Origin of the sequence: Bacillus sp. cl96, assembly GCF_900100505.1 — a bacterium.
Lineage (GTDB): Bacteria > Bacillota > Bacilli > Bacillales > Bacillaceae_G > Bacillus_A > Bacillus_A cereus.
Genome location: NZ_FNDM01000005.1, coordinates 296,943 through 319,911, shown reverse-complemented (window position 1 = coordinate 319,911; position 22,969 = coordinate 296,943). Strand labels below are relative to the sequence as shown.

The window sequence follows — 22,969 nt, the reverse complement described above, 5'->3', positions numbered from 1 at the left end:
ATAATAAAAATATAACTAATAACCACATTACTAATTATAAGGAAGTGTAACTATGAGTACTGTAGCAATCGTATATGGTATTATTCTTTCCACAATTATTGTTTTGTTTTTCGTTGGGGTTTCACGTTATATTCATAAATGGAAAGAAGGCGTTGCGAAATTAAATCACATTGAAGAAGAACTTAGTGATTTAATGTTACATCATGGTAAGTAAACATTTATTTTTTAACTAAACAATGTGAAGAATATCACAAAACGTGCTTTCCTAATGAAGGCATGTTTTTTTTGTTGTTTAAGAAAAGAAGTATTTTTGTATAAATAATCTAATTATTACTTAAAAAGGGAAATTTATTTAGTATAATATATAATATGTTTATTTTAGGGGGAGTATCATGAGGGGATTAAAAGTTGTTGGAATTATAGCTGGAATTACTATAGTAGGCTGTATAGCTTTCTTTTCAGTGAAGGAATATGTCAATTCCAAAGAAGACTCTAATTATGTGCTAAATTACATAAAAGAACATAAGGATGATAAAACAACTTCTTTAATTGTTAAAAGAAATGGTGAAACATTGACATCAATAAATGAAAAAGAAAAATTACCGCTAGCAAGTATGTCGAAAATCGTTATAGCAATTGAATATACTAAGCAAGTAGCTGAAGGGAAAATAAGAAAAGACGAGAAAATTTCATTGAAAGAATTAGAAAAATACTATGTGAAAAATACTGATGGTGGTGCACACCCTGCATGGCTAGATGATGTAAAAGGTAAAAAGTTAGTGAAGGGTGGTCAAACTTCTTTAGAAGAAGTAGTGAAAGGAATGATCCATTATAGTTCGAATGCGAATGCATCATATTTATTGGACAAGCTTGGAGCAGCGCGGATAAATGAAAGTTTGAAAGAGTTAGGCTTAAATAGTCACGATGAATTTTATCCAACGTATACAGGGGCATTATATATGAGGGGCTATGTTGAAAAAGAACTGCATATTCCTCAAAATAAAGCATTGGACAAGCTACGTAATATGTCTAATGATGAATATGTTAAGCATGTATGGCAAATACATGAATGGATGAAAGACGAGAAAGAATGGACAAAACGCGAGATATCGTTAAAAGCCGATATGGATTTTCAGCGTATTTGGTCAGATCGGTTTATAGGTGCAAATGCGAAGGATTACATGAGTTTATTGGAAAAGATAAATAGCAGAAATTATTTTACACCACAAATGCAAGGTGAGATTGAGAATATATTTAAAGGAACCGTAGGAGAGGGTATGTTCGAATTTGCTGGACAGAAAGGTGGTTCTACTGCATTTGTATTAACAAATAGTTTCTATGGTACTGATAAAAAAGGGAATAAGATTGAGATTGTCTTTATGATGAACAATTTGAGTGAAAAAGCATTTGAAAAGCTTCTAAGTAATATGGATTACTTTATTCGAGATATTGTCATAAGTGAGGAATTCAGAAATAAATTATAATGAAATAATTTTATTATGTAAACAAAGGGGCACTTATGAAAAGTGCTTTTTTGTAATACAGGATTTTCCAATCTTATTATTGAATATAAATTGAAAATAAGAAAGGAGGTTGAAAAATGACAACAATATATTTCGTTCGCCATGCCCATTCTACATATACAAAAGAAGAACGGGAACGACCTTTATCTGAAAAAGGGCACTGTGATGCAGAGAATGTAACACATTTATTAAAAGATAAACATATTGATGTTGTTATTTCTAGTCCGTACAAAAGAGCAATCCAAACTGTACAAGGAATTGCGAATACATATAAATTATCAATACAAACAGAAGAAGATTTGCGTGAAAGATTATTGAGCACAGAGCCAGTACCAAATTTTAATGATGCTATGCAGAATGTGTGGGAAGATTGGAGTTTTGCATACGAAGGCGGAGAATCGAATGATATCGCACAAAGGCGCGCTGTAATATGTATGCAAAATATATTAAAACAATATGAAGGTAAGAATATTGTAATAGGTACGCATGGAAATATTATGGTATTACTCATGAATTATTTTAATTCGAAATATGATTTTGAGTTTTGGAAAACACTTCATATGCCTGATGTGTATAAATTAAATTTTGATAAAAATCGTTTCATTTCTGCTGAAAGAATAGAGAAAACAGGTCATCGGTTAAATATTTTGTAAAAGTTTATCAAAAAAAGAGGAAAGAGAGAAGTTATTGTAGAAGTATGACTTTGTAACATAAAAAATATATGTTAAAGGAGGCTGTTTACATGTTTGAGAAAGAGAAAGAAGGGCTTATTGAAGTTCAAAACGTATATGAAATTGCACCAGAAGATGGAACAATCATTGGTATGGCAACGGAAGAAGAAATGGAAATTGCTGCTGAACTAGAGTTACAGTACTATGCCCATTCTCGTTTGTTAGAAGCAAATATTCAGTTAGACGGTTCCTCCTACAAAGAGTTACTTCAGGAGTTCCAGGAGTACGAAAGAAAATCAATGAGCTTTTGGCGAGCGATACATAAACGTTTAGCTGTGCCATGGGCGTGGGTACTACGTATTGATGTTGCGAATGGCCCTATATATGTAAGTAATGGAAGTTCATATTACGAAGAAATCGATGATGAAGAAGATTATGAATAGATAAGTAAGGAAGCAGCTTTAGTTGCTTCCTTTTTTTATTTGTAAGAAATGAATCGCCTCAATAATAATATCTGGTCGATCATTTTCTATACCGTGACTAGCATGTTCGGCAAGAATATATTGGCTGTTAGTTGAGAGGTGTAATTGTTCGTGAATTAGTTCTTGCCACATTGCTTCAAGTTGTGTTGCTTCCTCTTTTGGCATGCCACCATTAGTCAATTGAGTAATAGAATATTGAGGATCTCTACCGATAACGATTAATGGTATTTCTAATGTTTTACATAGCTCTTTTAGTGAGAGAGCACAGTTTTTCCACTCCGATAGTTCAGAAGCTGTCGCTTTATATAATGAAGGCGAGGTAGAGAATTCAATTTGCTGTTTTGATTGATCGGTGAGAATAGGTTTTAGTTCGTTATAAAGTATGTCTACATCCATTTTTGAATACATATTATATTTTTGAAACCAAACATCATCAGAATCAGTTTGATCAGAAATTGGTAAATGAAGTTCATCTAAACGGTGTAAGTTCATCGAAGTAGAATCAACTAAAATAAGTGCTTGCAGCTTATCTTCATGTAACATCGCAAAATGTTGTGCACATAATCCTCCATAGGAATGACCGATTAGAATAAATGGTTCTTGAATAGCTAGTTTGTTTAGTAACATATGTAGCTCTTTTGTAACTTGCCTTATTGTACGCGGCTGATTGCCTAAATCACTTTTTCCGTAACCTGGGCGATGGTATGAAACAACTGTAAAGTGCTCTGAAAGCTTTTCTATAATAGGAAACCAATCATAAAATGAGCAAGTCATTCCGGTTTGAATGACTACAGTTTGTTTACCATCTCCTTTTATATGTACTTCTATATTTTGCCCCATTATTTCTACAAATTTATGAATGTTAATTCCTCCTAAGCTTGAAATAATTTTTGACAAGCAAAAACGATACACCAAACACCTATACCAAGTAGGACAGATGTACTAAGTGTAAATGAATTTTTTAAACCAATATAGACAATAAATAATAGTAGTGCTGATGCGGGGAATCCATATAATACCCCTAAAGCAAATTGACTCAATTCTTGTTTATTTCCGCCTTCGAATGAAATCCAAAATAAACTAAGTAAACTCACGAGAGGAAGGGCAGCAATAAAGCCACCTATCGTACTGTAATGTTTAGCGACTTCAGTGATAACGCCGATAATAAGTGCCGAAACGATTATTTTAACGAGGAAATGCATATTTTGCCTCCTTCGCTAATAAGGAAAATGCTTTTTCAATTAATTGTTGTTCTTCTGTTGATAACTGTGATTCTAATATTTTTATCTTTTCTTTATCTAGTAAAATATGTTTTTCTAATACTTCAATTCCTTCAATTGTTAATGTAAGGTTTACCACTCTTTCATCTTTTTTATTTCTCTCTTTAACGATGAAACCCTTTTGAATAAGGCGTTTTATATGTTCAGATGCTGTGTTATGAGAAAGACTAAGCTCAGTAGCGACATTTCCAATTGTTATATCTTTCTCACGAGAAACGATTTGTAAAATACGAATTGCTTGGTGGGAAAGATTGTCCTCGTATTCGTATCGTAAGTGATAATAAATGCTCTCCCAATGTTGATTAATGTTGTTCATAATAATAAATCCCCTTTTTATATCGTATAGTAAGATATATTCGTCGTTTTAGAAATAAAACCCTTTTATTTGGATAAAAAATGTTGAAAAAGTTTATTTTTATTGAAATATAAGGTAATCTATGTGTAAAGGTATACATTTAGCAAGAGAGAGGATGATAGCTGTGAATACATTCAAATGGATTAGTCATGAACAGATGTATGTAGATGAAATACATGTTGAAAAATGTGGTCCTCTTTCAGTCGGCGTATATGGGGGAAATCAAGAGAGTGATGCGTATGAACGAGGAGATGCGGTGCTGGCTTGGTGGGATCCTGAATTACACTTTGAATTTGTTATGATTTTTGATACACATCACAAAACAAAAAATATAGATTATATAATAGAAGCGATTTCGGAAAGAAAAGAAAAACTAAAAGAGTTATTCTCATATCCAATACATTTAGCTTTTCATCATACACATATGTACTTATTAGCGTTATTTACAGATGAGTTATTTATTAAAAAGTGTGATCAAGATGATGAGGAACTCGCTTGCTTAATTTGTTTACGAAAAGGCGAATTTTTATATTGGTTATCAGTTGGTGATTGTTTCGCGTATTTATTCCATTCTGAGAAAACGAAAAATGGAAAAGGACGATTAAATAAACGGAAAAATTACGAATATATTGGCAGGAAAAATATTTTTGCAGCAAATACACCTTGCTTTACGTCAGGTGTAAGAGGATTAGAAAAAGGAATGAATCACATTGTAATGGCAACGGACGGTATTTTAGAGTGTGATAAACGAAGGTTTGATGATGATCAATCTTTAGTAGAAATATTACATGACGGGAATAGCTTGCAGATTGAGCCAGTATTAACAAATGTACTGCAGTGGAAAGGTAGAGATTGTGCCACGATTATTGGGTGGTCTATTGATACTGATAATAAACAATGTGCTAATTAATATAAAAGGAGTTCAAGGCTTTTATCCTTGAACTCCTTTTTGTTAAGCAATATGAATATGATATGTTTTTAACCATTCATTTACTTGTAGCATATACTCCATGGCACTTCTTGCCTCAAAATTGTTAATCTCTTTATTACTTTGATCAGCAATTGAAAGTAAGATGGAATGGTTAATAAGTGAGAAAATAGGATTGTTTTTATTACTACACATATCAAGTGTTAAATTACGGATTGTTTGTAAGTAGTGTGGATCTTGTGAAGTTGGATAAGCGCTTTTTCTTCTATTACGTACATCGTCAGGTAAAGCTGGTTGTAGTGCTCTACGTAAAATGCCTTTTTCAATATTATCAATACTTTTTATGTTGAAAGGAACATTCCATAAATATTCAACTAATCTATAATCGCAAAACGGTACACGAACTTCAAATCCAACAGCCATACTCATACGATCTTTACGGTCAAGTAAGAAAGGAAGGAATCTTGTTAAAAATAAATAAAACATTTGGCGTTGTTTCGCGGATTTTTTACTTTCCCCTTCAAGAGTAGGTACTTCAAGTATCGCTTCTTGGAATCGTGTATCAATATAGTTTTCTAGATTACATTGGTTACTTACTTCATTTAGTAGAAGAGGGGATGTATTTTTCCAATTTGTTAGCCAAGGAAACTTATCTACATATAGTAATTCTTCTTGATGAAACCAAGGGTATCCACCGAATACTTCATCAGCCGATTCACCGGATAAAGCTACGGTCGCATCTTTTTTCATTTCGCAAAATAGTAAATATAGTGAAGTTTCCATTTCACCAGCACTCGGTAAATCTTTCGCATGAAGGGGAACGAATAAGTGATTTGCTAATTCTTCAGCATTCACAATAATATCATGATGTGCTGTCCCTACATGTTCAGAAACGCGTTTTACCCAAGGAGCGTCTAAACCAGTGCGAGCAAATGTCAGTTCGAAATCTTTTGCGCTATTTACAAAGTCAACAGAATACGTATGAAGTGTTTTATTTTCAGCAGCAAATTCTTTACCCGCAAGTGCAGTAATACCGCTAGAGTCTAATCCGCCTGATAACATACAAACGAGAGGAACATCGGCGATTAATTGTCTTTTTACTGTATCTTGTAAAATAGATAAAATATGCGAAGATGTATCTTCTATAGAGTCTGTATGGAACTTACTTTCTAAATTCCAATACTTCGTAACTACTTTTTTATGACGTGTAAACGTTATAAAATGTCCAGCACGTACTTCTTGAATATGTTTAAAGACGCCACATCCTGGAGTGCGAAATAAGCCTAATCCAAATATTTCATTTATTCCACCCGCATCAATTTCAGCAGGAACAGATGGATGCGCTAATAATGCTTTTATTTCAGATCCGAAAATAATGCTGTCATTTCTTTCTGTGTAAAAGAGTGGTTTTACACCTAAATGATCACGCGCTAAAAATAATTGTTGCTTCTGATCATCCCATAAGGCGAAAGCGAAAATTCCGTTTAAATGTTGTACGCAGTCTTCTTTCCATTCTAAATAAGCATGTAGTAATACTTCTGTATCTGAATGGGTTTCAAATGCATGCCCACATTTTTGAAGCTGCTCTTTAAGTTCACGGAAATTATAAATTTCTCCATTATAAGTAAGAGCATACGTATAATCACCAGCACGGAATGTCTTCGGCTGTGTCCCGCCTTCTGGATCAATTACAATTAAACGCCGGTGTGCAAAGGCCGCATGAGGTGAAAACCAAAATCCTTCAGCATCTGGACCACGATGCTCAATACTATTTGCCATCTTTTTTAAAATAACATGTTGATTTGAAAGGTCTTCCTTCCAATCTACCCAACCTGTAATTCCACACATACACATCTCATCTCCTAAATTAAAATAGTAGATTAACGAAATAAAATGTACACTAAGTTAAAAAGTGACTATATAAATAGTGTACTACATGAATTAAATTACAGACTTGAGAAAATTTTCTTTGAACGCATAGTTATGTGAGACAATGGCTAAGGGAAAGTATTCCAAAAAATAAAAAGATGAGAGAAAAAATTTTCTCAGACGTTATATAGGGTGTAAAAGCTTTTACAAAACAATAAGGGGAATCGCTACATGAAATCAAATGAGAAAAATTTTATAAAAAGATTACAGCGGCAAAAAGAAGACGCGTTAGAATTTGTTGTCGATACATACTTACCACTCATAAAGGGGATCACGCATAAAGTTCTACTTCCAATTCAAAATGATGGACTCATAGAGGAATGTATAAACGATATATTTCTTTCCATTTGGAATAACGCAAATAAATTTCATGGAGAGCCGAGTGATTTTAAAAAGTGGATTGCAGCTATTGCAAAGTTTAAAGCAATTGATTATTACCGGAAATCGACTAAAACGGTAGAAATCATTTCAGATGAGTTTCATATCAGTACAGAAAAATCAGCAGAAGACGAATTAATTGTTATGGAAGATAGAGAAGAATTATTAATGCTTATTAATCAATTAGAACCGCTAGATCAAAAAGTGTTCATTATGAAATATTTACTCGGTATGAAGACAGAAGAAATAGGTGACAAGTTAGGATTAACCCGGGCAGCAATCGATAATCGAGTGTACCGGGGGAAAAAGAAACTACAACAAAATGCTACGAATATTAGTTTTGGAGGTAGTGCAATATGAAAGACATTTATGAACTATTAAATGATATTGATATAGACGAAAAAGAACTAGAAGAAATTGAGGCTTCTGAAATTGAAAAGGAAAAAGTAAAACGAAATGTAAAACAATCGATACGTACGAAGAAAAAGATGAAAAGTTGGAAAAAAGGTGTGGCTGCTGCATCTATTTTAGTAGGATTATCAGTTGCAACACTCGGTATCGGATTTCCTACATATGCGGGGGGATTGCCAATTGTAGGGGACATATTCCGATTTTTAGATAATGGTAGAACAGGGTTATATGAAAATTATAAAGAATTTTCGACTGAGTTGAATATGACGAGAGAGAGTAGTGGAGTTAAGGTTACAATTAATGATGTAATTTCTGATGGCAGAACATTATCTATAACGTATTCACTGGAAAGTGAGCAGGACTTAGGGGAGGATCCTATCATATTAGGGGGATTGGATATAATGGACGCTCATGGTAGTTCAGGCAGTGGTAAAATGACTAAAGTTAATGAAAAAAAGTATGTAGGTATGGTAACAACGACGCATCATGATAGCAATAAAAAGGACAAAGTAAACTTTAGATGGAATATAGAGAGAATAGAGATGCCAGATAGGAAAAAATCAATACAAGGTAATTGGAATTTCGCCTTAACTGTAAAATCAGTGGATAGTAAAGAGAGAACAATTGGTGGGAGTTCGGAAAAAGAAGGTATAAAAGCAAATATGGAAAAGGTCGCAATATCGCCAGTTTCATTTATTCTTTATTACAATCAAGAGGTTTCTAAGGGCGCGAGGAAAGAATGGGATAGTGTAGATGTTGAATTGACGGTTAAGGATGATTTAGGGAATATTTATTCGGGTGAAGGAAATGGGGGAAGTGGCAACGATCCTTACAATATCCATTGGAGTGCCACCTTCCAAAAACTAAACGAAAATGCAACAAAGCTTATCGTTACACCTAGTGTGCACTTGCGAGTACATACACCTGAAAATCATGGTGGAGTAGAGTATGTGAATGGGAAAGAGAAGAAAATAGAAGTGCCGAAAAAAGAAGCGAAGAGTAAAGATATTGTGTTAGATGATATTGTCATTGATTTAAAGAAATAAAAGAGAGACTGCCTAAAATCATTTAGGCAGTCTTTTTTCGTTAAGAACTAGTGACGAGTAGTGCATGCGGATGCTGCGTTTTATATTCATCTTTCCACGGAATGTTTAGTTGTTCCCACGATTCGCCGCTATCATTGGATTGAAAGACGCCATTGTTATTTAACGTGTAAAACGTATGTGGTTCAGCCTTGTTTGTCGCAAACATCGAAATGACTGTACCGATTGCAGATGGTAGTCCTTGTTGTACTTGCTGGAACGGAGTATCTTTCGTTTTTCGATAAATATAAGATTCATAAGGGATACGGTGATGAGCCAGATCAGCACTCGGTGCAGCTGAAACGAGAATCGTATTGCAATCAGCTGGATCAATTGCCATGCTGTATAAATAATGATGTTCAAGTCCTTCACTGCGTGAGATCCAGCTGTTTCCATTGTTATAACTTTCAAGATAAGCACGATCAGGTCCGCCCATAAATCCGTCACCACATGATGCATAAAGACGATTTGGTGCTTCAGGGTGCATAAGTAATTGATGAGCATCGATAGGAGCACCGAATTTTTTATCAATCCATGTATGCCCTTTATCATTACTTTGAATAACAGCACCAGCTTCGATTGAAACGTGTATTGTATTAGGGTTGTTTGGATCAACTGTAATCCAGCGTACGTGATGGGTAAAAGGTCTAGGCGGGAAAGCCCACGTATAAGAAGATAATAATGATTTCATATTTTTAAGTTCAGTCCACGTTTCACCACCATTTTCAGAGCGAAATAAAGCGCTCGGTTCTGTGCCGACATAAACGACCCCATATCCGTTCACTTGTTCATTTGAGCTTATTGTTATGGAAGTGATAGAGGAGTGTAAAATACCATCTTCTTTAGGGAAATCAAAGTAACGATAAGAATCTCCAATTGGTCTCCATGAATCCCCGCTATCGTCACTTAACCATAGACCTCGTCCAAATGTTCCGCAATATACACGGTTTGGGTGGAACGGATCAACAGCGATACAGGTAGGTTGCATATTTTGTAAGTGGTAAGTCGTTTCATAGTTATCATATTGTTCTTTCACTACAACAAGTTCACGTTCCATACAGAGAAATAAACGTTTCATTTAAGTAACCTCCTTAAAATTCTTTCATTAGTAAACAATATGAAAATAAAAAAGAAGTAGTCTTGTTTTATTTGAGAAAAAGGGATTGTCTAAAAAATAGCGAAGTGTGTATACAGAGGAAGCGGGCGTTTACAATCAGTCGATTCGGGATAAAGATGGGGAGTTTGTTTCATACTAACATACAGATATTGTACTTAAAGGAGTATAAGTATGGGACATTCGCATGATCATGGTCATTCAAAAAATAAAAAGGCATTACTAATTGCCTTCCTACTAACAACAAGTTTTATGATTGCAGAAGTTGTTGGTGGATTTGTAACAAATAGCTTAGCACTACTATCTGACGCGGGGCATATGCTAAGTGATGCGGTATCGTTAGCGCTAAGTTTACTTGCGTTTAAGCTTGGAGAAAAAACAGCAACAACTGCAAAAACATATGGATATAAGCGAGTCGAAATGTTAGCGGCATTATGTAACGGTGTCGTTCTTATTGTCATTTCAGTATACATTTTTATTGAAGCAATTCGCCGTTTTAAAGAGCCAGTTGAGATTGCTAGTAATGGGATGCTCATTATTGCTGTACTTGGTCTACTTATTAATATTTTATCAGCTTGGATATTAATGCGAGGCGGAGATGTGAAGGGCAATTTGAATTTAAGAAGTGCTTTCTTACACGTATTAGGTGATCTATTAGGATCAGTTGGAGCGATTATTGCTGCGTTACTTATTAAATTTTTCGGATGGATTGCTGCAGATGCGATTGCTAGTATTTTTGTGTCTATTTTAGTCATTATTAGTGGATGGCGTGTAACACGTGATACGGTTCATATATTAATGGAAGGTGCACCACAGCACATAAATGTTGAAGAGGTAAAAAGTACGTTATTAAATATTCCGATTGTCAAAGAAGTTCATGATTTGCACATATGGTCTGTCACATCAGATTTTCAAGTATTAACATGTCATCTTATTATTAAAGGGAATGAAACGCAAAGTGTATTAAAAGAGGCTACGTATGTATTAAAGGAGAAATTTCATGTAGAACATGTCACCATTCAAGTAGAAATAGATGGTGAATTTAATCATGATGAGACAACTTGCAAAGTATGAAAGAAAAAGGATAAGAAAAAGTGTCATAACATTTTTCGCACGGCATACATATATATAATGTGGCCACAAATACTTTGCAAGGTAAATATTTCATGAAATTACTTTACTTATAAAGAGTCATCTTTTATAATCAAAAGTGGTAATTGATAAAGATTATCATTTTCAATGATCGTAGAAAGGAGTTTTTTAAAAGATGAGTAGTCAACTCCGTTTTGCTGTTGAAAATCGTAAGAGGCATTTAATTGATGAGTTAATTGGAGCAGGTGTGTTTAAGATTCGCGACCGACAATTATACGAGCTGTCTTTAGAGGAATTGGAAAAAGAGTACGAAGATATGGAAGATTATGCAAATGTTCAGGCATAGCTATATAGATTAGTCAAAGGAGAGCTGGTTACGATTTTGTGTAACCAGCTCTCTTTTTATTTCGTAGAAATTATTTTTTGTATTTCTTTCATGGGACGGAGCCAGTTTTGAATCATTATTTGTTCCATTTGTTTTTCGTCCTGCTTCTGCAATGCTTGAATGATAGAGTGATGTTCTTCAATAGATTGACTTGCTGGAACAAAGTTTTGGAAAAACAAATATTCAAGACGTAAAACGTGAAGTTGCATATTTTCTAGAAAGGGTTCAATATATTGGTTTTTAGCAATAGAAGAAATTGTATTGTGGAATTGTATATCTAATTTTAAAGCTTGTTTTGCGTTTTTTTTCTCTATAGAGTGCTGAAAATGATCATTTATTTCAGAAAGTAGTTGAATATCAGCGTCTGTAATGTTTTGAAGAGCTTGCTTTCCTATAATAGAGTGAAGACCAGCCATCGTTTCATAAATGATAGATACGTCGTCTAACTTAATAGGAGCAATTTTCGTTTTTTGCCCTGGTACCATTTCCACTAATCCAGAAAGCTCTAATATTTGAAGTGCTTCCCTTACAGGTGTTCTGCTTACTCCTAGTGCCTCAGCCAATTCCCCATCATTAATTTTTTCATTGGGCTTCAGTACACCTTCAATAATCCAAGTTTGTAGTTGATTTAAAACGAGTGATTTTGCTGAAATTCTTCCTGGTTTTTTATAATTTTGAGGGACAGGCATAGTGAATTCAATCCTTTCATTGTATATTTTCCTTTTTTGCATGAACAAGCTTTAATTTTTGTTTCCCTTCATCCGGTTTTTGGCTTAAGATGAGCACCATTACAATGACACAAAAAGCGCCTAATAACTGAAAAGATTGAAATGGCACGTGCAATATAAGTACAGAAGAAATAATAGCTGCGAGTGGTTCTGTGCAACCAAATAATGTTGTTTCTTTCGGAGTCAGGTATCGTATGCTGTCTAAGTATAAATAAAAGGCAATAAGTGTCCCGAAAATGACGACAAATGTGATGAGCGGTAGGGTACTTAGTTTTACATATTTCATAGTTGATAATAAAATGAATTCGTTTGTAGAAATAAAGTGTACAATCGTTACACCAATACCCCCAATAATCATGCCCCATCCAACGATAACGGAGGAAGACCACTTTTCTAACAATTCCTTTGAATATAAACTATAAAAAGCGAGAGATAATCCAGATAAAATACCCCAAATAATAGCTGGTGTAGAAACAGCCAAGTTATGAACAGACCCGTTTGTTAGTAAGAGAAAAGTGCCTACTAATGAAAGGGTAATTGAAATGAAATCAATTTTTGATGGACGAACGTTCCATTTGAAAAGTAAGTATACAGTGATGAATATAGGAGCTAAATATTGTAATAATGTTGCCACGGCAGCATTTCCTTCTTTAATTGAAGCGAAATACGTATACTGTACAGCAAGCATACCGAATAGACCAAACAAAATCATTTTAATAGCATCAGATTTTTGTTTCCAAATGCCAAATATCTCTTTTTTTCTCGTTCCGAATGAGGAAATAATGAGCAAAATAATTCCAGATATAAGTAAACGGATCGTAACTAACCATTCGGTTGAAACATTGTCATATTGAAAAAGCTGTTGTGCAGCTGTACCAGACAAGCCCCATAAACAAGCACCGATTATGACCATTATAATTCCTTTTAATCGATTTGAATCCATATGATTTAAAATTCTCCTTTCTAAAAATATAAATTGAATACAATATGCAATATATCACAGAATAACTCGTTAATAAACTGAAATTTCTAATTTTATTTTTTTTATGTATAGTAAAATATTGTAGAGGAGGGGGAGTATATGTTAGCTGGATTTTTAGTTTGTTTATTTGTTGGGTTACTTATCATTTTTTTAGGGTATCAAATACATGTGAAAAAGAGGTTGTTTTTGTTAGCAGGATATCCAGAAGAAACGTTTGTTGGAGATAAAAATAAATTAGCGAAGCTTTCAGGAGCATTTTCTTATATAGTTGGAGTTGCTACTATAATATTACCGCTTGGCTTAGAAAAAATAGGGGATGTAGTTGGTATCGTATATGTTATATTAATTGTTTTAGGTACAATTGTATTTATAATTAAAGCAAACCTATTAAATAAGAGTGCTATAAAGTAAAAAGGCTTCATTCTACTGAAGCCTTTTATTAATTATTATGAAGTATAAGTAAAAGCCGGAATAGGATCAATAAATGTATTCCACTTTTGTCCCATTTCCTTTTCTGTTAATAGACAATCATCTAATGATTGTTCAATCACAGAACGATTCATATCAATACCGATAAATACGAGCTCAGTTATTCGATCTCCATATCGCTCGTCCCAGTTTTTTAATACTTCTGGTTCTTCTGCAATCATTTGATTTCTTTCAGTTTCAGGTAATGCGGCTATCCATTCACCGGCTCCTTGAATTGTAATAGAGGAACCTGCTTGAGATAGAAGCCCTATCATATTATTACGAGATGCCAGCCAGAAGAATCCTTTCGCTCTTACAACATCTAAAGGCCATTTTTCTAGCCAATTCATAAGGCGCTCGGGATGGAAAGGATATTTGCGGCGGTAAACAAAGGAATTGATACTGTATTCTTCCGTTTCCGGTGTATGATGTTCACTATTTAATTCTTGTATCCAGCCGGCCGATTGACTAGCTTCTTCATAATTAAATAGATTTGTGTTTAAAATTTCTTGTAATGGTACTTTGCTAAACGAAGCTTCAAGAATTTTTGCATTAGGATTTAATTTTTTTAGTAAATGATGAAGCTCTATCACATCTTCTTTTTCTAGCAAATCTATTTTATTAAGAATAATTACGTTTGCAAACTCAATTTGATCTATTAATAAATCAATAACTTCCCGGGTATCATTCTCATCGATTGCTTGTTTTCGGTCTAATAAACTTTCTCCGTCTGCAAAATCATCCCAAAACCTATTTGCATCTACAACTGTAACCATCGTATCGAGGCGACAATTTTTTGTTAAATCAATGTTAAGAACTTCGTCTGTATAAGTAAATGTTTGAGCAACTGGAATAGGCTCACTTATACCAGAAGATTCAATAATAATATAGTCAATATCACCATTTTCAACAAGACGATTCACTTCTATCATTAAATCTTCTCGTAGTGTACAACAAATACAGCCATTTTGAATTTCTACTAGTTTTTCCTCCGTACGTGAAAAACCACCCTTTTTTATAAGAGATGCATCAATGTTTACTTCGCTCATGTCATTAACGATGACAGCTACTTTTAAGTTATTCTTATTAGTCAAAATGTGATGTAGTAAGGTAGTTTTTCCAGATCCTAAAAAACCACTTAATACAGTGATAGGTACTTTTTTCATGAAATGATCTCTCCTTTAAATCGTAATGATTACGTTTTATGTTAAACGATGGGAAAAGAAAAAGCAAGAATAAATCATAATGATTACGATTTAAGAATAGAAATAGACTATAAAATTTGTGCTGTAGTATGGAGCATTTGGACAAGCACATGTTTACATATAAATAAAATGGAGGCGAGAAGCTTGGTCTTTAATAGAGTTTCAAAAGAATTAGTAGGCATAGCTCTTATCGCTATGTTTCTCTTTTTATTATTTTTTGTAGATTTTACAAGTCTAGCAAATTTGCACAAAAATATGCCACAGGAATGGTTGAATGTGAATACAGTATTTTTAAGTATCATTTTTGAAGCAATACCCTTTATTTTATTAGGGGTCATTGTTTCTTCATGTATTCAAGTGTTTGTGACGGAAGATATGATTCAAAAAGTAATGCCGAAATCTCCGATTGTTGCAATGATTCCGGCAGTATTTGTGGGAGTTCTTTTTCCAATGTGTGAATGTGTCATTATACCAATTGTAAGAAGGCTCATTCAAAAGGGGTTACCACTTCATGTAGGCATTGTTATTTTACTGAGTGCACCCATTATGAATCCAGTTGTTCTTTTATCTACTGTATATGCGTTTCCAAAAAATGATTACGTTGTATATGCACGCTTTGGGATAACAATTTTAGTTGCTCTATTCATAGGTCTAATTGTGTATTATTGCTATCGCGAAAGAAATGTTTTAAAAGATGTAGAGGTTTCAGTTCAAACAAGCAATAAAAAGAGTTGGAAAGATGTTATGAATCATATTGTAGATGAGTTTTTTGATACTGGTAAGTATTTATTGATTGGTGCTTTTTTAGCAAGTGTATTTCAAACGTTTTTTGATCGGAATGTACTGGATGCAGTAGCACATAACGAAGTAATTGCCCCCTTTATTATGATGGGATTTGGTTATGTTTTATCAATTTGCTCTGCAGCCGATGCTTTTATAGCGGCATCTTTTGGACATGTTTTTTCGGTAAAGGCACTTCTCGCATTTCTTGTGTTTGGGCCTATGCTTGATATGAAAAATATGTTAATGCTATTTGCATATTTTCAAAAGAGATTTGTATTCTTTTTGATAGGAATTGTCATTATATCTGTGTATACCATCCTGCAAATCATAATGTTATAGGAGGTGAGAAAGAATGGGGAAAGAGGAGCAGAAGGCATATCATTGCTATATTCGTGGCATTATTTTAATTGGTTTAGCAATGCTCTTATTTAAACTACTTGTAACAGGGAATATTTATAATTTTATCGCTCCAAAAATGATCAAATTTACGTATATAGCTTTTGTAGTAATTTTAATTTTTGGTATTGTACAAGTTTGGAGAGATGGAAGAGAAAAACAGCATGATTGTAATTGTTGTAAACATCATACAACATCAAAATCAGGGATAAAAAGTTTCTTTGTATATGTTTTATTTGTCGTTCCGATAGTTAGTGCTTTTCTCTTTGGAAGTGTAACAATTGATGGAAGTTTAGCAGGAAAAAGGGGTATGAATCAAAGTGTACAGTCGAGAAGTCTAGAAAGGAACGAAAAAGAGGGGAAACAGGTTAAGTTTGATGGGCGAGAAGTATCAGTTGATCCAGAAGAAACATCAAATTTAGCAACGATTTATAAAACGGAAGAGCAAGTAGTAAAAAGTATGTTAGGACAGCGTAAACTACAAGTAAAGGATAAGGATTATGTTCAAACAATGAATGTAATTGGTCAAAATGTCAATTGGTTTAAAGGGAAAGAAATTACATTCTTAGGGTTTATATATAAGGATAAAGATGTGACGGGTAATAAAGCAGTAGTGGCTCGATATGGTATAACTTGTTGTATTGCGGATGCATCAGTCTGGGGGATGATTGTTACCGGGAAAAATGTTGAAAAAATTCCAGAAGAAACATGGGTGAAAATAACAGGATTATTAGATGAAACGACATATAAAGGAACAGTCTTTCCACTTGTAAAAGTAAACAAAATCGAGAAAATTAATAAGCCAACTGACCCATATGTATATGATGCTTTACCTCAATAGAAAAGAATAAATTCTTCATATTTTCATGAAATAGAATCATAATCATGGCAATAAAAAAATAAAGATAAGAGTAATTTGGTTTGTTAAAAATATGTGCAGAAGGAGTTATGCGATGAACTGGGTTACTCATAAACCATCATTTGAATTTGAAACATTTAGTCCTATTATTCGGTCACAATCTGCGTGGAGTGGACATTTAGATTTTGCATATGACTTAGTACGATTTGAAAAACCGGAAACTTTAGTTGAGTTAGGTACACATCTAGGTGCTTCTTTCTTCAGTTTTTGTCAAGGAGTAAAAGATGGAGGGTTATCGACTAAATGCTTTGCAGTAGATACTTGGGCTGGAGAAGGGCATACAGGTCCATATGGAGAAGGGGTTTTTCAAATAGTAGAAAAAGTAGTGAGCGATAACTACCTTAATATAGGAAATTTAATTCGATCTACTTTTGATGATGCTGTAGACCGGTTTCAAGATGAAACGATAAATCTGTTGCATATTGATGGCTATCATACGTATGAAGCTGTTTCTCACGATTATAATACATGGCTACCGAAAGTCGCGAAAAACGGTATTGTATTATTTCATGATATTGAAGTTAGAAGTGGTGATTTCGGCGTGTATAAGTTTTGGGATGAGGTAAAAGCGAAGTGCCCTCATTTTCAATTTGCGCATTCATATGGACTGGGAGTGTTATTTCCGAAGGGTTGTAGTGATAAGTTTGAGGAAATACTTAAAAATAAAGAAGAAATACAAAATATGTATAAATAAAGATAGGGCATACATCATTTTAAGGATGTGTGCCCTATTTTTTGCGTAGAAAATAATGGTGTGAATTAAAAAGTTAAGATAGTTGTAAAAAGTTTTGTTGCAGCAAATATTAAAAAAGTTAGTATGGGATTGTACCTTGTAAATAAAGTGAAGCTTTAATATGTTCATATCGATTCGGAATTTTACAGTAGTTAATTTCTTACCTAAGTGCTTTGCACTTACTGAATTTTAAGGCGGAGGTCTTATTGGCCGAAAATATCGGGATAAATAAAAATACAACATTTTTTATATTTTTCATTGCGAAAAACGTAATCTACTTTTACAATAGAAAGGGTTGTGAATATATTATACTGGAAAAATAAATCGAAATAATATGAAAATTTTGTTTTGTCTTCGCTAATTGTATATTACATACATGTAAGACGACATACGTCATGTTATCGACTTGTAAGGAGAGAAAAAAATGAAAAGTGTAAGATTACCATCGATGCTAGAAATCATAGTTCTTTTATTACTATTTCTTGCTGTTGTCTTTTCCTTCCAAACGATTTTTGATCTCCCAATTCAATTAGCGCTATTTATTTCATGGTTTTTAGTAATTGCGCTTGGATTAAGATTAGGATTTCGTTATCAAGAATTGCAAGATGCAATTACGAAAGGGATTTCTAACGGATTAGAAGCAATACTGATTTTAGTTGCAGTAGGTGCTTTAATTGGAACGTGGATTGCTGGTGGGGTAGTACCAACATTAATCTATTATGGATTAGAATTTATTCACCCTAGCATATTCCTATTAGCAACATTAATTATTTGTTCTATAACTTCTATCGCAACAGGAACGTCTTGGGGAACAGTGGGAACAGCAGGTATTGCTATGATGGCAATTGGTGAAGGACTTGGTTTACCACTTCCGCTTGTTGCTGGTGCAGTTCTTTCAGGAGCTTATTTCGGCGATAAATTATCACCACTTTCTGATAGCACAGTTCTTGCAGCTTCTATGGCGAAAGTAGATGTTATTGCTCACGTTCGAGCTATGCTCGTATTAGATGTTCCGGCTTATATTATTACTAGTATTATGTTTACTGTAGCTGGTTGGATGTATGGCGGCGATAATGTAGATTTGAATCGAGTAGAATTTTTAAAAGAAGCTTTATTAAAGCAATTTGATATTAAAATATGGATGCTTGTTCCGGCGGTCATTGTTATCGTTCTATTAGCGATGAAGAAACCGTCTATGCCAACAATTGCAATGGGAGCTTTAATTGGTGCAATTTGGGCAACTCTTTTCCAAGGGATGAACTTTGGAGAGGCGATTGGAACAGCTTATAACGGATTCTCAATTCAATCTGGTGTTGAGTTTGTTGACAAGTTATTAAACCGTGGTGGAATTAACGGCATGCTTGGCTCAGTAGCCGTTATTATTTTCGGTTTAGGATTTGGTGGATTACTTGAAAAACTAGGTGTTTTAAAAGTAATCGTATCAAAATTTGAGAAGAAATTAAATTCTGCAGGTAATGTAACATTGTCTACATTAATCGTGGCATTCTTAGCTAATATATTTGGGTGTGCGATGTATGTATCACTAATTTTAACACCAAAAATTATGGAAGATAGCTATGATAAATTAAAAATAGACCGTCGTGTATTAGCGCGTAACTCAGAAGTAGGTGGAACGTTAACTTCAGGTATGGTTCCATGGTCTGATAATGGTATTTTTATGGCTGGTATTTTAGGTGTAGCAACGTTCTCATACGTTCCGTTTATGTGGTTAAGCTTCGTATCGTTAATTTTAGCAGTTATTTACGGATATACAGGCAAATTCATCTGGTATGTAGATGATGCAGATAAAGGAAAGCAAGCATCATAAAATAAAAATCACCTTCTACAATATGTAGAAGGTGATTTTTTTATTTTTTAATAGCATTTGCTGAAGTTATTTCATTCTCATATTTAGCAATTTTTTGTTGTATCTTTTTTAAGTTTTTTTCAGTGTCTTGCATGAGCTGTAAGACATTGGTCTCCTGTTGTTTCATTAATGCTAACCTTTGAAGGATGGTAGATTCTCCTTCCATAGACCAGTCGATAAATTGTTTTATTTTTTGAATTGGCATACTGGTGTTTTTTAAACACAAAATCATTTCTAAATATTTCAGTGCTTCTTCATCAAAAACTCGATCTCCTTTTTCGTTTCTTTGCAGAAAAGGAAACAGTCCTTGTTTATCGTAATAACGTATTTGAGAAATAGTTAAATGTTGCATTTTGGCGACTTGCCCAATTGTATAATACATATCATTCATCCTTTTATTACCAAGGTATAATGCCATCTTTGTTAAGTATTTTACCATTATAGTTTGTTTCACTTAATGCATATTTAATAATAATTTTAGCACTTTCAGTGGTTGTATGGCCACCAGGGGAATTTCCATTAAGATCCGTAGTTGTAAAACCAGGAGTTACCCCAAATACTTCTGGACCGTTAGTGGCAAATTCTTTACTAAAAGCTAATGTTAAAGCATTAATAGCTGTTTTGGAAGAATTATATCCTAGTGTATTAATTGGATGTGTTTCACCATTAGCAAACATTGTTAGTGAGGCCATGTCAGTTGTTACATTTATGATTTTACTGTTGCTTGAATTCTTTAATAATGGTAAAAAGGCTTGCATCATTTGGAAAGTTCCAAAAAAATTAACTTCAAATCCTTGGCGTAAAGTTTCAATATTTAATTCACTAGGTAGTGTATTGAAGTCTAGCGCTATGCCTGCGTTATTAATTAATAAATGTAAGTGGTCAGTCATTTCGTAAATTTTCTTTATTGCTTCTTGAATGGATTGTGAATTTGAAATATCTACTTGAATATAGGAAACGTTTGAAACATTTAAAGATTCTACGGCTTGTTGTCCAAGTTGTTCATTACGAGCACCTAAAAATACGTGATAATCTTTTTCTGCTAATTGACGAACAAGTTCATATCCAATTCCTTTATTTGCACCTGTTATAAAAGCATATTTTTTCATATTGAATTCCTCCAGTAGTGTTATAGTAGGTTACAATGGAAAGGATACAGCCTAAACTTAAGTTTAGGTCAAGAGGAATTTTTTAAAATAAATATAGAATATCTATATATAAGAGTGAGAATTCTTATCATTTAAGAGAAAGTCTGTTATTATAAGAGATGTAGGTATTATATTTTCAAGGGGATGAAAACATGGAGTACAGAATTGAAAGAGATACATTAGGAGAAATAAAAGTTCCAGCTGATAAATTATGGGCAGCACAAACACAACGTAGTAAAGAAAACTTTCCAATTGGAACAGAGCAAATGCCACTTGAAATTGTAAAAGCATTTGCAATTTTAAAGAAGAGTGCAGCGCTTAGCAATCAAAAATTAGGAAAGCTATCAGAAGAAAAAGCAGAAGCAATTGTAGAAGCTGCGGATGAAGTGATTGCAGGGAAATGGAATGAACATTTTCCGCTTGTCGTATGGCAAACAGGTAGTGGTACACAGTCAAACATGAATGTGAATGAAGTAATTGCAAATCGTGGGAATCAAATTTTGAAAGAGAAGGGATCTGACGTACATATTCATCCGAATGATGATGTGAACATGTCACAAAGTTCAAATGATACATTTCCAACGGCGCTTCATGTAGCTTGTGTAATCGCAGTAGAAAATCACGTATTACCAGCAATTACGAAATTAAAAGAAACTTTAGCAGAAAAAGTAACTGCATTTGAACATATTATAAAAATTGGTCGTACACATTTACAAGATGCAACGCCGTTAACTTTAGGGCAAGAAATTAGCGGATGGCACCGTATGCTTGAAAAAACAGAGCGTATGATTGCAGAGAGCAATACATATATGAAAGAGTTAGCAATTGGTGGAACTGCGGTTGGAACAGGTATCAATGCTCATCCTAAATTTGGTGAGATGGTATCAGAGGAAATTAGTCAATTTACAGGTAAACAATTTGTTTCTGCACCAAATAAGTTCCATGCATTAACGAGCCATGATGAAGTTGTATATACTCACGGTGCATTAAAAGCATTAGCTGCGGATTTAATGAAAATCGCTAACGATGTACGTTGGCTTGCAAGTGGTCCACGTAGTGGTCTTGGAGAAATTATTATTCCAGCAAATGAACCGGGAAGCTCTATTATGCCAGGGAAAGTAAATCCAACGCAAAGTGAAGCATTAACGATGGTTGTAGCGCAAGTGATGGGGAATGATGCAACAATCGGATTTGCTGCGAGCCAAGGTAACTTTGAGTTAAATGTATTTAAACCTGTTATTGCTTATAACTTCTTACAATCAGCTCACTTATTAGCGGATGCAATTGTTTCGTTTAATGACAATTGTGCAGTTGGTATTGAAGCAGATGAAGAAGTAATTAATGAAAATGTGAATCGTTCACTAATGCTTGTAACAGCGCTAAACCCACATATCGGATATGAAAATGCAGCGAAAATTGCGAAGCATGCTCATAAAGAAGGGTTAACTTTAAAAGAAGCAGCATTGCAATCTGGGCTACTAACAGAAGAGCAATTTGATGAAATTGTAGATCCAAAGAAAATGATTGCTCCAAAAGAGTAATAGAGAAAGCCAAGGTTCTTAGTATAGAATCTTGGCTTTTTTGATGTTCATTTTTATGTTTCATCTACTTGCAATACTACAAGCTTCAAAATATATTATTTGTTAGCAGGCGTATTCATTACTTTCATCTGTGGGCAGTTCTCTTTTAAGAGTGAAATGAATTTTTCTTCTTCTAGTGGTACGAAAGTGGTCACTGAGTCAAATAAATTGTAATGGATTTCTAATTGTTGTCTAGTCCATTTTTTTGAATGAAGTTTTTTACCAGAGTATTTAACGTGACGAATATCTTCAAATGGAATTTCAGTATGAAAAATGAAACCGTGTTTTACAACAAGAGATGATTCCGTTATGTTGTAGTGAGAGAAATAGAATGAAGAAAGATTCACGATATTTAATAGCATCATGAGAGTGAAAAAAATAGAATTTTCATTTTGGAAGAATAACGAAACGAAAAAAATAATTATAAATAATGTAATGAAAATGACGTGGAATGGATTTTTTTTCGCTTTAAATTTCAAGTTAGTCACCTCGGTATACTTGTTCTTTAACTAAATTAAATCATAACATTG

General features: G+C 33.8%; 26 protein-coding genes. 15 read left to right on the top strand and 11 right to left on the bottom strand.

What is annotated here, in order from left to right; translation table 11 throughout:
• The first annotated feature begins 52 nt into the window (after window positions 1–52).
• The 4 genes from BLT20_RS14175 to BLT20_RS14160 all read left to right on the top strand — a co-directional run bounded on the left by BLT20_RS14175 (window position 53) and on the right by BLT20_RS14160 (window position 2,637).
• Window positions 53–214: a hypothetical protein gene (locus tag BLT20_RS14175; protein WP_000108701.1), complete on the top strand. Its 162-nt coding sequence runs from the start codon at window positions 53–55 to the stop codon at window positions 212–214.
• 178 nt (window positions 215–392) lie between these two features.
• Window positions 393–1,484, top strand: a complete 1,092-nt coding sequence (locus BLT20_RS14170; protein WP_001214677.1) for a serine hydrolase — start codon at window positions 393–395, stop codon at window positions 1,482–1,484.
• Window positions 1,485–1,600: 116 nt separating this feature from the next.
• Complete coding sequence (locus BLT20_RS14165; protein ID WP_000208261.1) at window positions 1,601–2,176, top strand: histidine phosphatase family protein; 576 nt, start codon at window positions 1,601–1,603, stop codon at window positions 2,174–2,176.
• A gap of 89 nt (window positions 2,177–2,265) precedes the next feature.
• Entirely contained in the window at window positions 2,266–2,637 is a 372-nt protein-coding gene (locus BLT20_RS14160) for a hypothetical protein (RefSeq protein ID WP_000461779.1), read from the top strand.
• A gap of 18 nt (window positions 2,638–2,655) precedes the next feature.
• Here the strand turns inward: BLT20_RS14160 and BLT20_RS14155 are convergent, their stop codons facing one another.
• Genes BLT20_RS14155 through BLT20_RS14145 form a run of 3 tightly spaced genes read right to left on the bottom strand, consistent with a single transcriptional unit; the run spans window position 2,656 to window position 4,272 of the window.
• Window positions 2,656–3,588: an alpha/beta fold hydrolase gene (locus tag BLT20_RS14155; RefSeq protein WP_060852253.1), complete on the bottom strand. Its 933-nt coding sequence runs from the start codon at window positions 3,586–3,588 to the stop codon at window positions 2,656–2,658.
• Window positions 3,549–3,878: a DUF3147 family protein gene (locus BLT20_RS14150; protein ID WP_000545608.1), complete on the bottom strand. Its 330-nt coding sequence runs from the start codon at window positions 3,876–3,878 to the stop codon at window positions 3,549–3,551. The genes BLT20_RS14155 and BLT20_RS14150 overlap by 40 nt, the downstream gene beginning before the upstream one ends.
• Window positions 3,862–4,272, bottom strand: coding sequence for a MarR family winged helix-turn-helix transcriptional regulator (locus BLT20_RS14145; RefSeq protein ID WP_001059789.1), 411 nt, complete (start codon window positions 4,270–4,272; stop codon window positions 3,862–3,864). The genes BLT20_RS14150 and BLT20_RS14145 overlap by 17 nt, the downstream gene beginning before the upstream one ends.
• 121 nt (window positions 4,273–4,393) lie before the next feature.
• On the opposite strand from BLT20_RS14145, the gene BLT20_RS14140 reads away from it, so the two are divergent.
• Complete coding sequence (locus tag BLT20_RS14140; RefSeq protein WP_002023784.1) at window positions 4,394–5,221, top strand: PP2C family serine/threonine-protein phosphatase; 828 nt, start codon at window positions 4,394–4,396, stop codon at window positions 5,219–5,221.
• Between the two features lie 42 nt (window positions 5,222–5,263).
• Here BLT20_RS14140 and asnB read toward each other — a convergent pair whose 3' ends face one another.
• The gene (gene asnB / locus BLT20_RS14135) at window positions 5,264–7,087 is read right to left on the bottom strand and encodes an asparagine synthase (glutamine-hydrolyzing) (protein ID WP_000333927.1); all 1,824 of its coding nucleotides are present in this window, start codon (window positions 7,085–7,087) and stop codon (window positions 5,264–5,266) included.
• 252 nt (window positions 7,088–7,339) lie between these two features.
• Here asnB and BLT20_RS14130 point away from each other — a divergent pair, with 252 nt between their 5' ends.
• Both BLT20_RS14130 and BLT20_RS14125 read left to right on the top strand, forming a co-directional pair.
• Window positions 7,340–7,906: a sigma-70 family RNA polymerase sigma factor gene (locus BLT20_RS14130; RefSeq protein WP_000840009.1), complete on the top strand. Its 567-nt coding sequence runs from the start codon at window positions 7,340–7,342 to the stop codon at window positions 7,904–7,906.
• Complete coding sequence (locus BLT20_RS14125; protein ID WP_000653133.1) at window positions 7,903–9,003, top strand: DUF4179 domain-containing protein; 1,101 nt, start codon at window positions 7,903–7,905, stop codon at window positions 9,001–9,003. Before BLT20_RS14130 ends, BLT20_RS14125 begins: the two co-directional genes overlap by 4 nt.
• 40 nt (window positions 9,004–9,043) lie before the next feature.
• On the opposite strand, the gene BLT20_RS14120 is transcribed toward BLT20_RS14125, so the two are convergent.
• Window positions 9,044–10,117, bottom strand: coding sequence for a WD40/YVTN/BNR-like repeat-containing protein (locus BLT20_RS14120; RefSeq protein WP_000825319.1), 1,074 nt, complete (start codon window positions 10,115–10,117; stop codon window positions 9,044–9,046).
• Between the two features lie 210 nt (window positions 10,118–10,327).
• Between BLT20_RS14120 and BLT20_RS14115 the strand changes: the two genes are divergently transcribed.
• The gene (locus BLT20_RS14115; RefSeq protein ID WP_000510032.1) at window positions 10,328–11,227 is read left to right on the top strand and encodes a cation diffusion facilitator family transporter; all 900 of its coding nucleotides are present in this window, start codon (window positions 10,328–10,330) and stop codon (window positions 11,225–11,227) included.
• A 193-nt stretch (window positions 11,228–11,420) separates the two neighbouring features.
• Window positions 11,421–11,591: a Fur-regulated basic protein FbpA gene (gene fbpA, locus BLT20_RS14110; protein WP_000098303.1), complete on the top strand. Its 171-nt coding sequence runs from the start codon at window positions 11,421–11,423 to the stop codon at window positions 11,589–11,591.
• 56 nt (window positions 11,592–11,647) lie between these two features.
• On the opposite strand, the gene BLT20_RS14105 is transcribed toward fbpA, so the two are convergent.
• Together BLT20_RS14105 and BLT20_RS14100 are read right to left on the bottom strand one after the other, a co-directional pair.
• Entirely contained in the window at window positions 11,648–12,319 is a 672-nt protein-coding gene (locus BLT20_RS14105) for a GntR family transcriptional regulator (RefSeq protein ID WP_001145063.1), read from the bottom strand.
• A gap of 16 nt (window positions 12,320–12,335) precedes the next feature.
• Complete coding sequence (locus BLT20_RS14100) at window positions 12,336–13,301, bottom strand: DMT family transporter (RefSeq protein WP_000378080.1); 966 nt, start codon at window positions 13,299–13,301, stop codon at window positions 12,336–12,338.
• A 138-nt stretch (window positions 13,302–13,439) separates the two neighbouring features.
• On the opposite strand from BLT20_RS14100, the gene BLT20_RS14095 reads away from it, so the two are divergent.
• Complete coding sequence (locus tag BLT20_RS14095; protein WP_000879369.1) at window positions 13,440–13,751, top strand: DUF3784 domain-containing protein; 312 nt, start codon at window positions 13,440–13,442, stop codon at window positions 13,749–13,751.
• A gap of 35 nt (window positions 13,752–13,786) precedes the next feature.
• Here BLT20_RS14095 and BLT20_RS14090 read toward each other — a convergent pair whose 3' ends face one another.
• A complete protein-coding gene (locus BLT20_RS14090) occupies window positions 13,787–14,974 on the bottom strand; it encodes a GTP-binding protein (protein WP_000757668.1) in 1,188 nt (395 codons plus the stop codon).
• Window positions 14,975–15,142: 168 nt separating this feature from the next.
• On the opposite strand from BLT20_RS14090, the gene BLT20_RS14085 reads away from it, so the two are divergent.
• From BLT20_RS14085 to nhaC, 4 genes are all read left to right on the top strand, one after another.
• The gene (locus tag BLT20_RS14085; RefSeq protein WP_172794687.1) at window positions 15,143–16,135 is read left to right on the top strand and encodes a permease; all 993 of its coding nucleotides are present in this window, start codon (window positions 15,143–15,145) and stop codon (window positions 16,133–16,135) included.
• A 13-nt stretch (window positions 16,136–16,148) separates the two neighbouring features.
• Window positions 16,149–17,033 carry a TIGR03943 family putative permease subunit gene (locus BLT20_RS14080; RefSeq protein ID WP_000513978.1) on the top strand — a complete coding sequence of 295 codons (885 nt, stop codon included), beginning with the start codon at window positions 16,149–16,151 and terminating at the stop codon, window positions 17,031–17,033.
• A 112-nt stretch (window positions 17,034–17,145) separates the two neighbouring features.
• Window positions 17,146–17,805, top strand: coding sequence for a class I SAM-dependent methyltransferase (locus BLT20_RS14075; protein WP_073340039.1), 660 nt, complete (start codon window positions 17,146–17,148; stop codon window positions 17,803–17,805).
• 463 nt (window positions 17,806–18,268) lie between these two features.
• Entirely contained in the window at window positions 18,269–19,672 is a 1,404-nt protein-coding gene (gene nhaC, locus BLT20_RS14070) for a Na+/H+ antiporter NhaC (RefSeq protein ID WP_000843992.1), read from the top strand.
• Between the two features lie 40 nt (window positions 19,673–19,712).
• Here nhaC and BLT20_RS14065 read toward each other — a convergent pair whose 3' ends face one another.
• Entirely contained in the window at window positions 19,713–20,093 is a 381-nt protein-coding gene (locus BLT20_RS14065; protein ID WP_000291863.1) for a MerR family transcriptional regulator, read from the bottom strand.
• Between the two features lie 16 nt (window positions 20,094–20,109).
• Window positions 20,110–20,820 carry an SDR family NAD(P)-dependent oxidoreductase gene (locus tag BLT20_RS14060; RefSeq protein WP_000759544.1) on the bottom strand — a complete coding sequence of 237 codons (711 nt, stop codon included), beginning with the start codon at window positions 20,818–20,820 and terminating at the stop codon, window positions 20,110–20,112.
• A gap of 191 nt (window positions 20,821–21,011) precedes the next feature.
• On the opposite strand from BLT20_RS14060, the gene fumC reads away from it, so the two are divergent.
• On the top strand, window positions 21,012–22,400 hold the full coding sequence (fumC, locus tag BLT20_RS14055) for a class II fumarate hydratase (RefSeq protein ID WP_000456608.1): 1,389 nt from the start codon (window positions 21,012–21,014) through the stop codon (window positions 22,398–22,400).
• 95 nt (window positions 22,401–22,495) lie between these two features.
• On the opposite strand, the gene BLT20_RS14050 is transcribed toward fumC, so the two are convergent.
• Window positions 22,496–22,918: a PH domain-containing protein gene (locus tag BLT20_RS14050; RefSeq protein ID WP_000669069.1), complete on the bottom strand. Its 423-nt coding sequence runs from the start codon at window positions 22,916–22,918 to the stop codon at window positions 22,496–22,498.
• Window positions 22,919–22,969 lie beyond the last annotated feature (51 nt).

Bases quoted from the DNA above. Each gene is read 5' to 3' on its own strand.
- BLT20_RS14175 (WP_000108701.1), top strand. From the start codon at position 53: ATGAGTACTGTAGCAATCGTATATGGTATTATTCTTTCCACAATTATT.
- BLT20_RS14170 (WP_001214677.1), top strand. From the start codon at position 393: ATGAGGGGATTAAAAGTTGTTGGAATTATAGCTGGAATTACTATAGTA.
- BLT20_RS14165 (WP_000208261.1), top strand. From the start codon at position 1,601: ATGACAACAATATATTTCGTTCGCCATGCCCATTCTACATATACAAAA.
- BLT20_RS14160 (WP_000461779.1), top strand. From the start codon at position 2,266: ATGTTTGAGAAAGAGAAAGAAGGGCTTATTGAAGTTCAAAACGTATAT.
- BLT20_RS14150 (WP_000545608.1), bottom strand. From the start codon at position 3,878: ATGCATTTCCTCGTTAAAATAATCGTTTCGGCACTTATTATCGGCGTT.
- BLT20_RS14145 (WP_001059789.1), bottom strand. From the start codon at position 4,272: ATGAACAACATTAATCAACATTGGGAGAGCATTTATTATCACTTACGA.
- BLT20_RS14140 (WP_002023784.1), top strand. From the start codon at position 4,394: ATGTGTAAAGGTATACATTTAGCAAGAGAGAGGATGATAGCTGTGAAT.
- asnB (WP_000333927.1), bottom strand. From the start codon at position 7,087: ATGTGTGGAATTACAGGTTGGGTAGATTGGAAGGAAGACCTTTCAAAT.
- BLT20_RS14130 (WP_000840009.1), top strand. From the start codon at position 7,340: ATGAAATCAAATGAGAAAAATTTTATAAAAAGATTACAGCGGCAAAAA.
- BLT20_RS14125 (WP_000653133.1), top strand. From the start codon at position 7,903: ATGAAAGACATTTATGAACTATTAAATGATATTGATATAGACGAAAAA.
- BLT20_RS14120 (WP_000825319.1), bottom strand. From the start codon at position 10,117: ATGAAACGTTTATTTCTCTGTATGGAACGTGAACTTGTTGTAGTGAAA.
- BLT20_RS14115 (WP_000510032.1), top strand. From the start codon at position 10,328: ATGGGACATTCGCATGATCATGGTCATTCAAAAAATAAAAAGGCATTA.
- fbpA (WP_000098303.1), top strand. From the start codon at position 11,421: ATGAGTAGTCAACTCCGTTTTGCTGTTGAAAATCGTAAGAGGCATTTA.
- BLT20_RS14105 (WP_001145063.1), bottom strand. From the start codon at position 12,319: ATGCCTGTCCCTCAAAATTATAAAAAACCAGGAAGAATTTCAGCAAAA.
- BLT20_RS14100 (WP_000378080.1), bottom strand. From the start codon at position 13,301: ATGGATTCAAATCGATTAAAAGGAATTATAATGGTCATAATCGGTGCT.
- BLT20_RS14095 (WP_000879369.1), top strand. From the start codon at position 13,440: ATGTTAGCTGGATTTTTAGTTTGTTTATTTGTTGGGTTACTTATCATT.
- BLT20_RS14090 (WP_000757668.1), bottom strand. From the start codon at position 14,974: ATGAAAAAAGTACCTATCACTGTATTAAGTGGTTTTTTAGGATCTGGA.
- BLT20_RS14085 (WP_172794687.1), top strand. From the start codon at position 15,143: ATGGAGGCGAGAAGCTTGGTCTTTAATAGAGTTTCAAAAGAATTAGTA.
- BLT20_RS14080 (WP_000513978.1), top strand. From the start codon at position 16,149: ATGGGGAAAGAGGAGCAGAAGGCATATCATTGCTATATTCGTGGCATT.
- BLT20_RS14075 (WP_073340039.1), top strand. From the start codon at position 17,146: ATGAACTGGGTTACTCATAAACCATCATTTGAATTTGAAACATTTAGT.
- nhaC (WP_000843992.1), top strand. From the start codon at position 18,269: ATGAAAAGTGTAAGATTACCATCGATGCTAGAAATCATAGTTCTTTTA.
- BLT20_RS14065 (WP_000291863.1), bottom strand. From the start codon at position 20,093: ATGTATTATACAATTGGGCAAGTCGCCAAAATGCAACATTTAACTATT.
- BLT20_RS14060 (WP_000759544.1), bottom strand. From the start codon at position 20,820: ATGAAAAAATATGCTTTTATAACAGGTGCAAATAAAGGAATTGGATAT.
- fumC (WP_000456608.1), top strand. From the start codon at position 21,012: ATGGAGTACAGAATTGAAAGAGATACATTAGGAGAAATAAAAGTTCCA.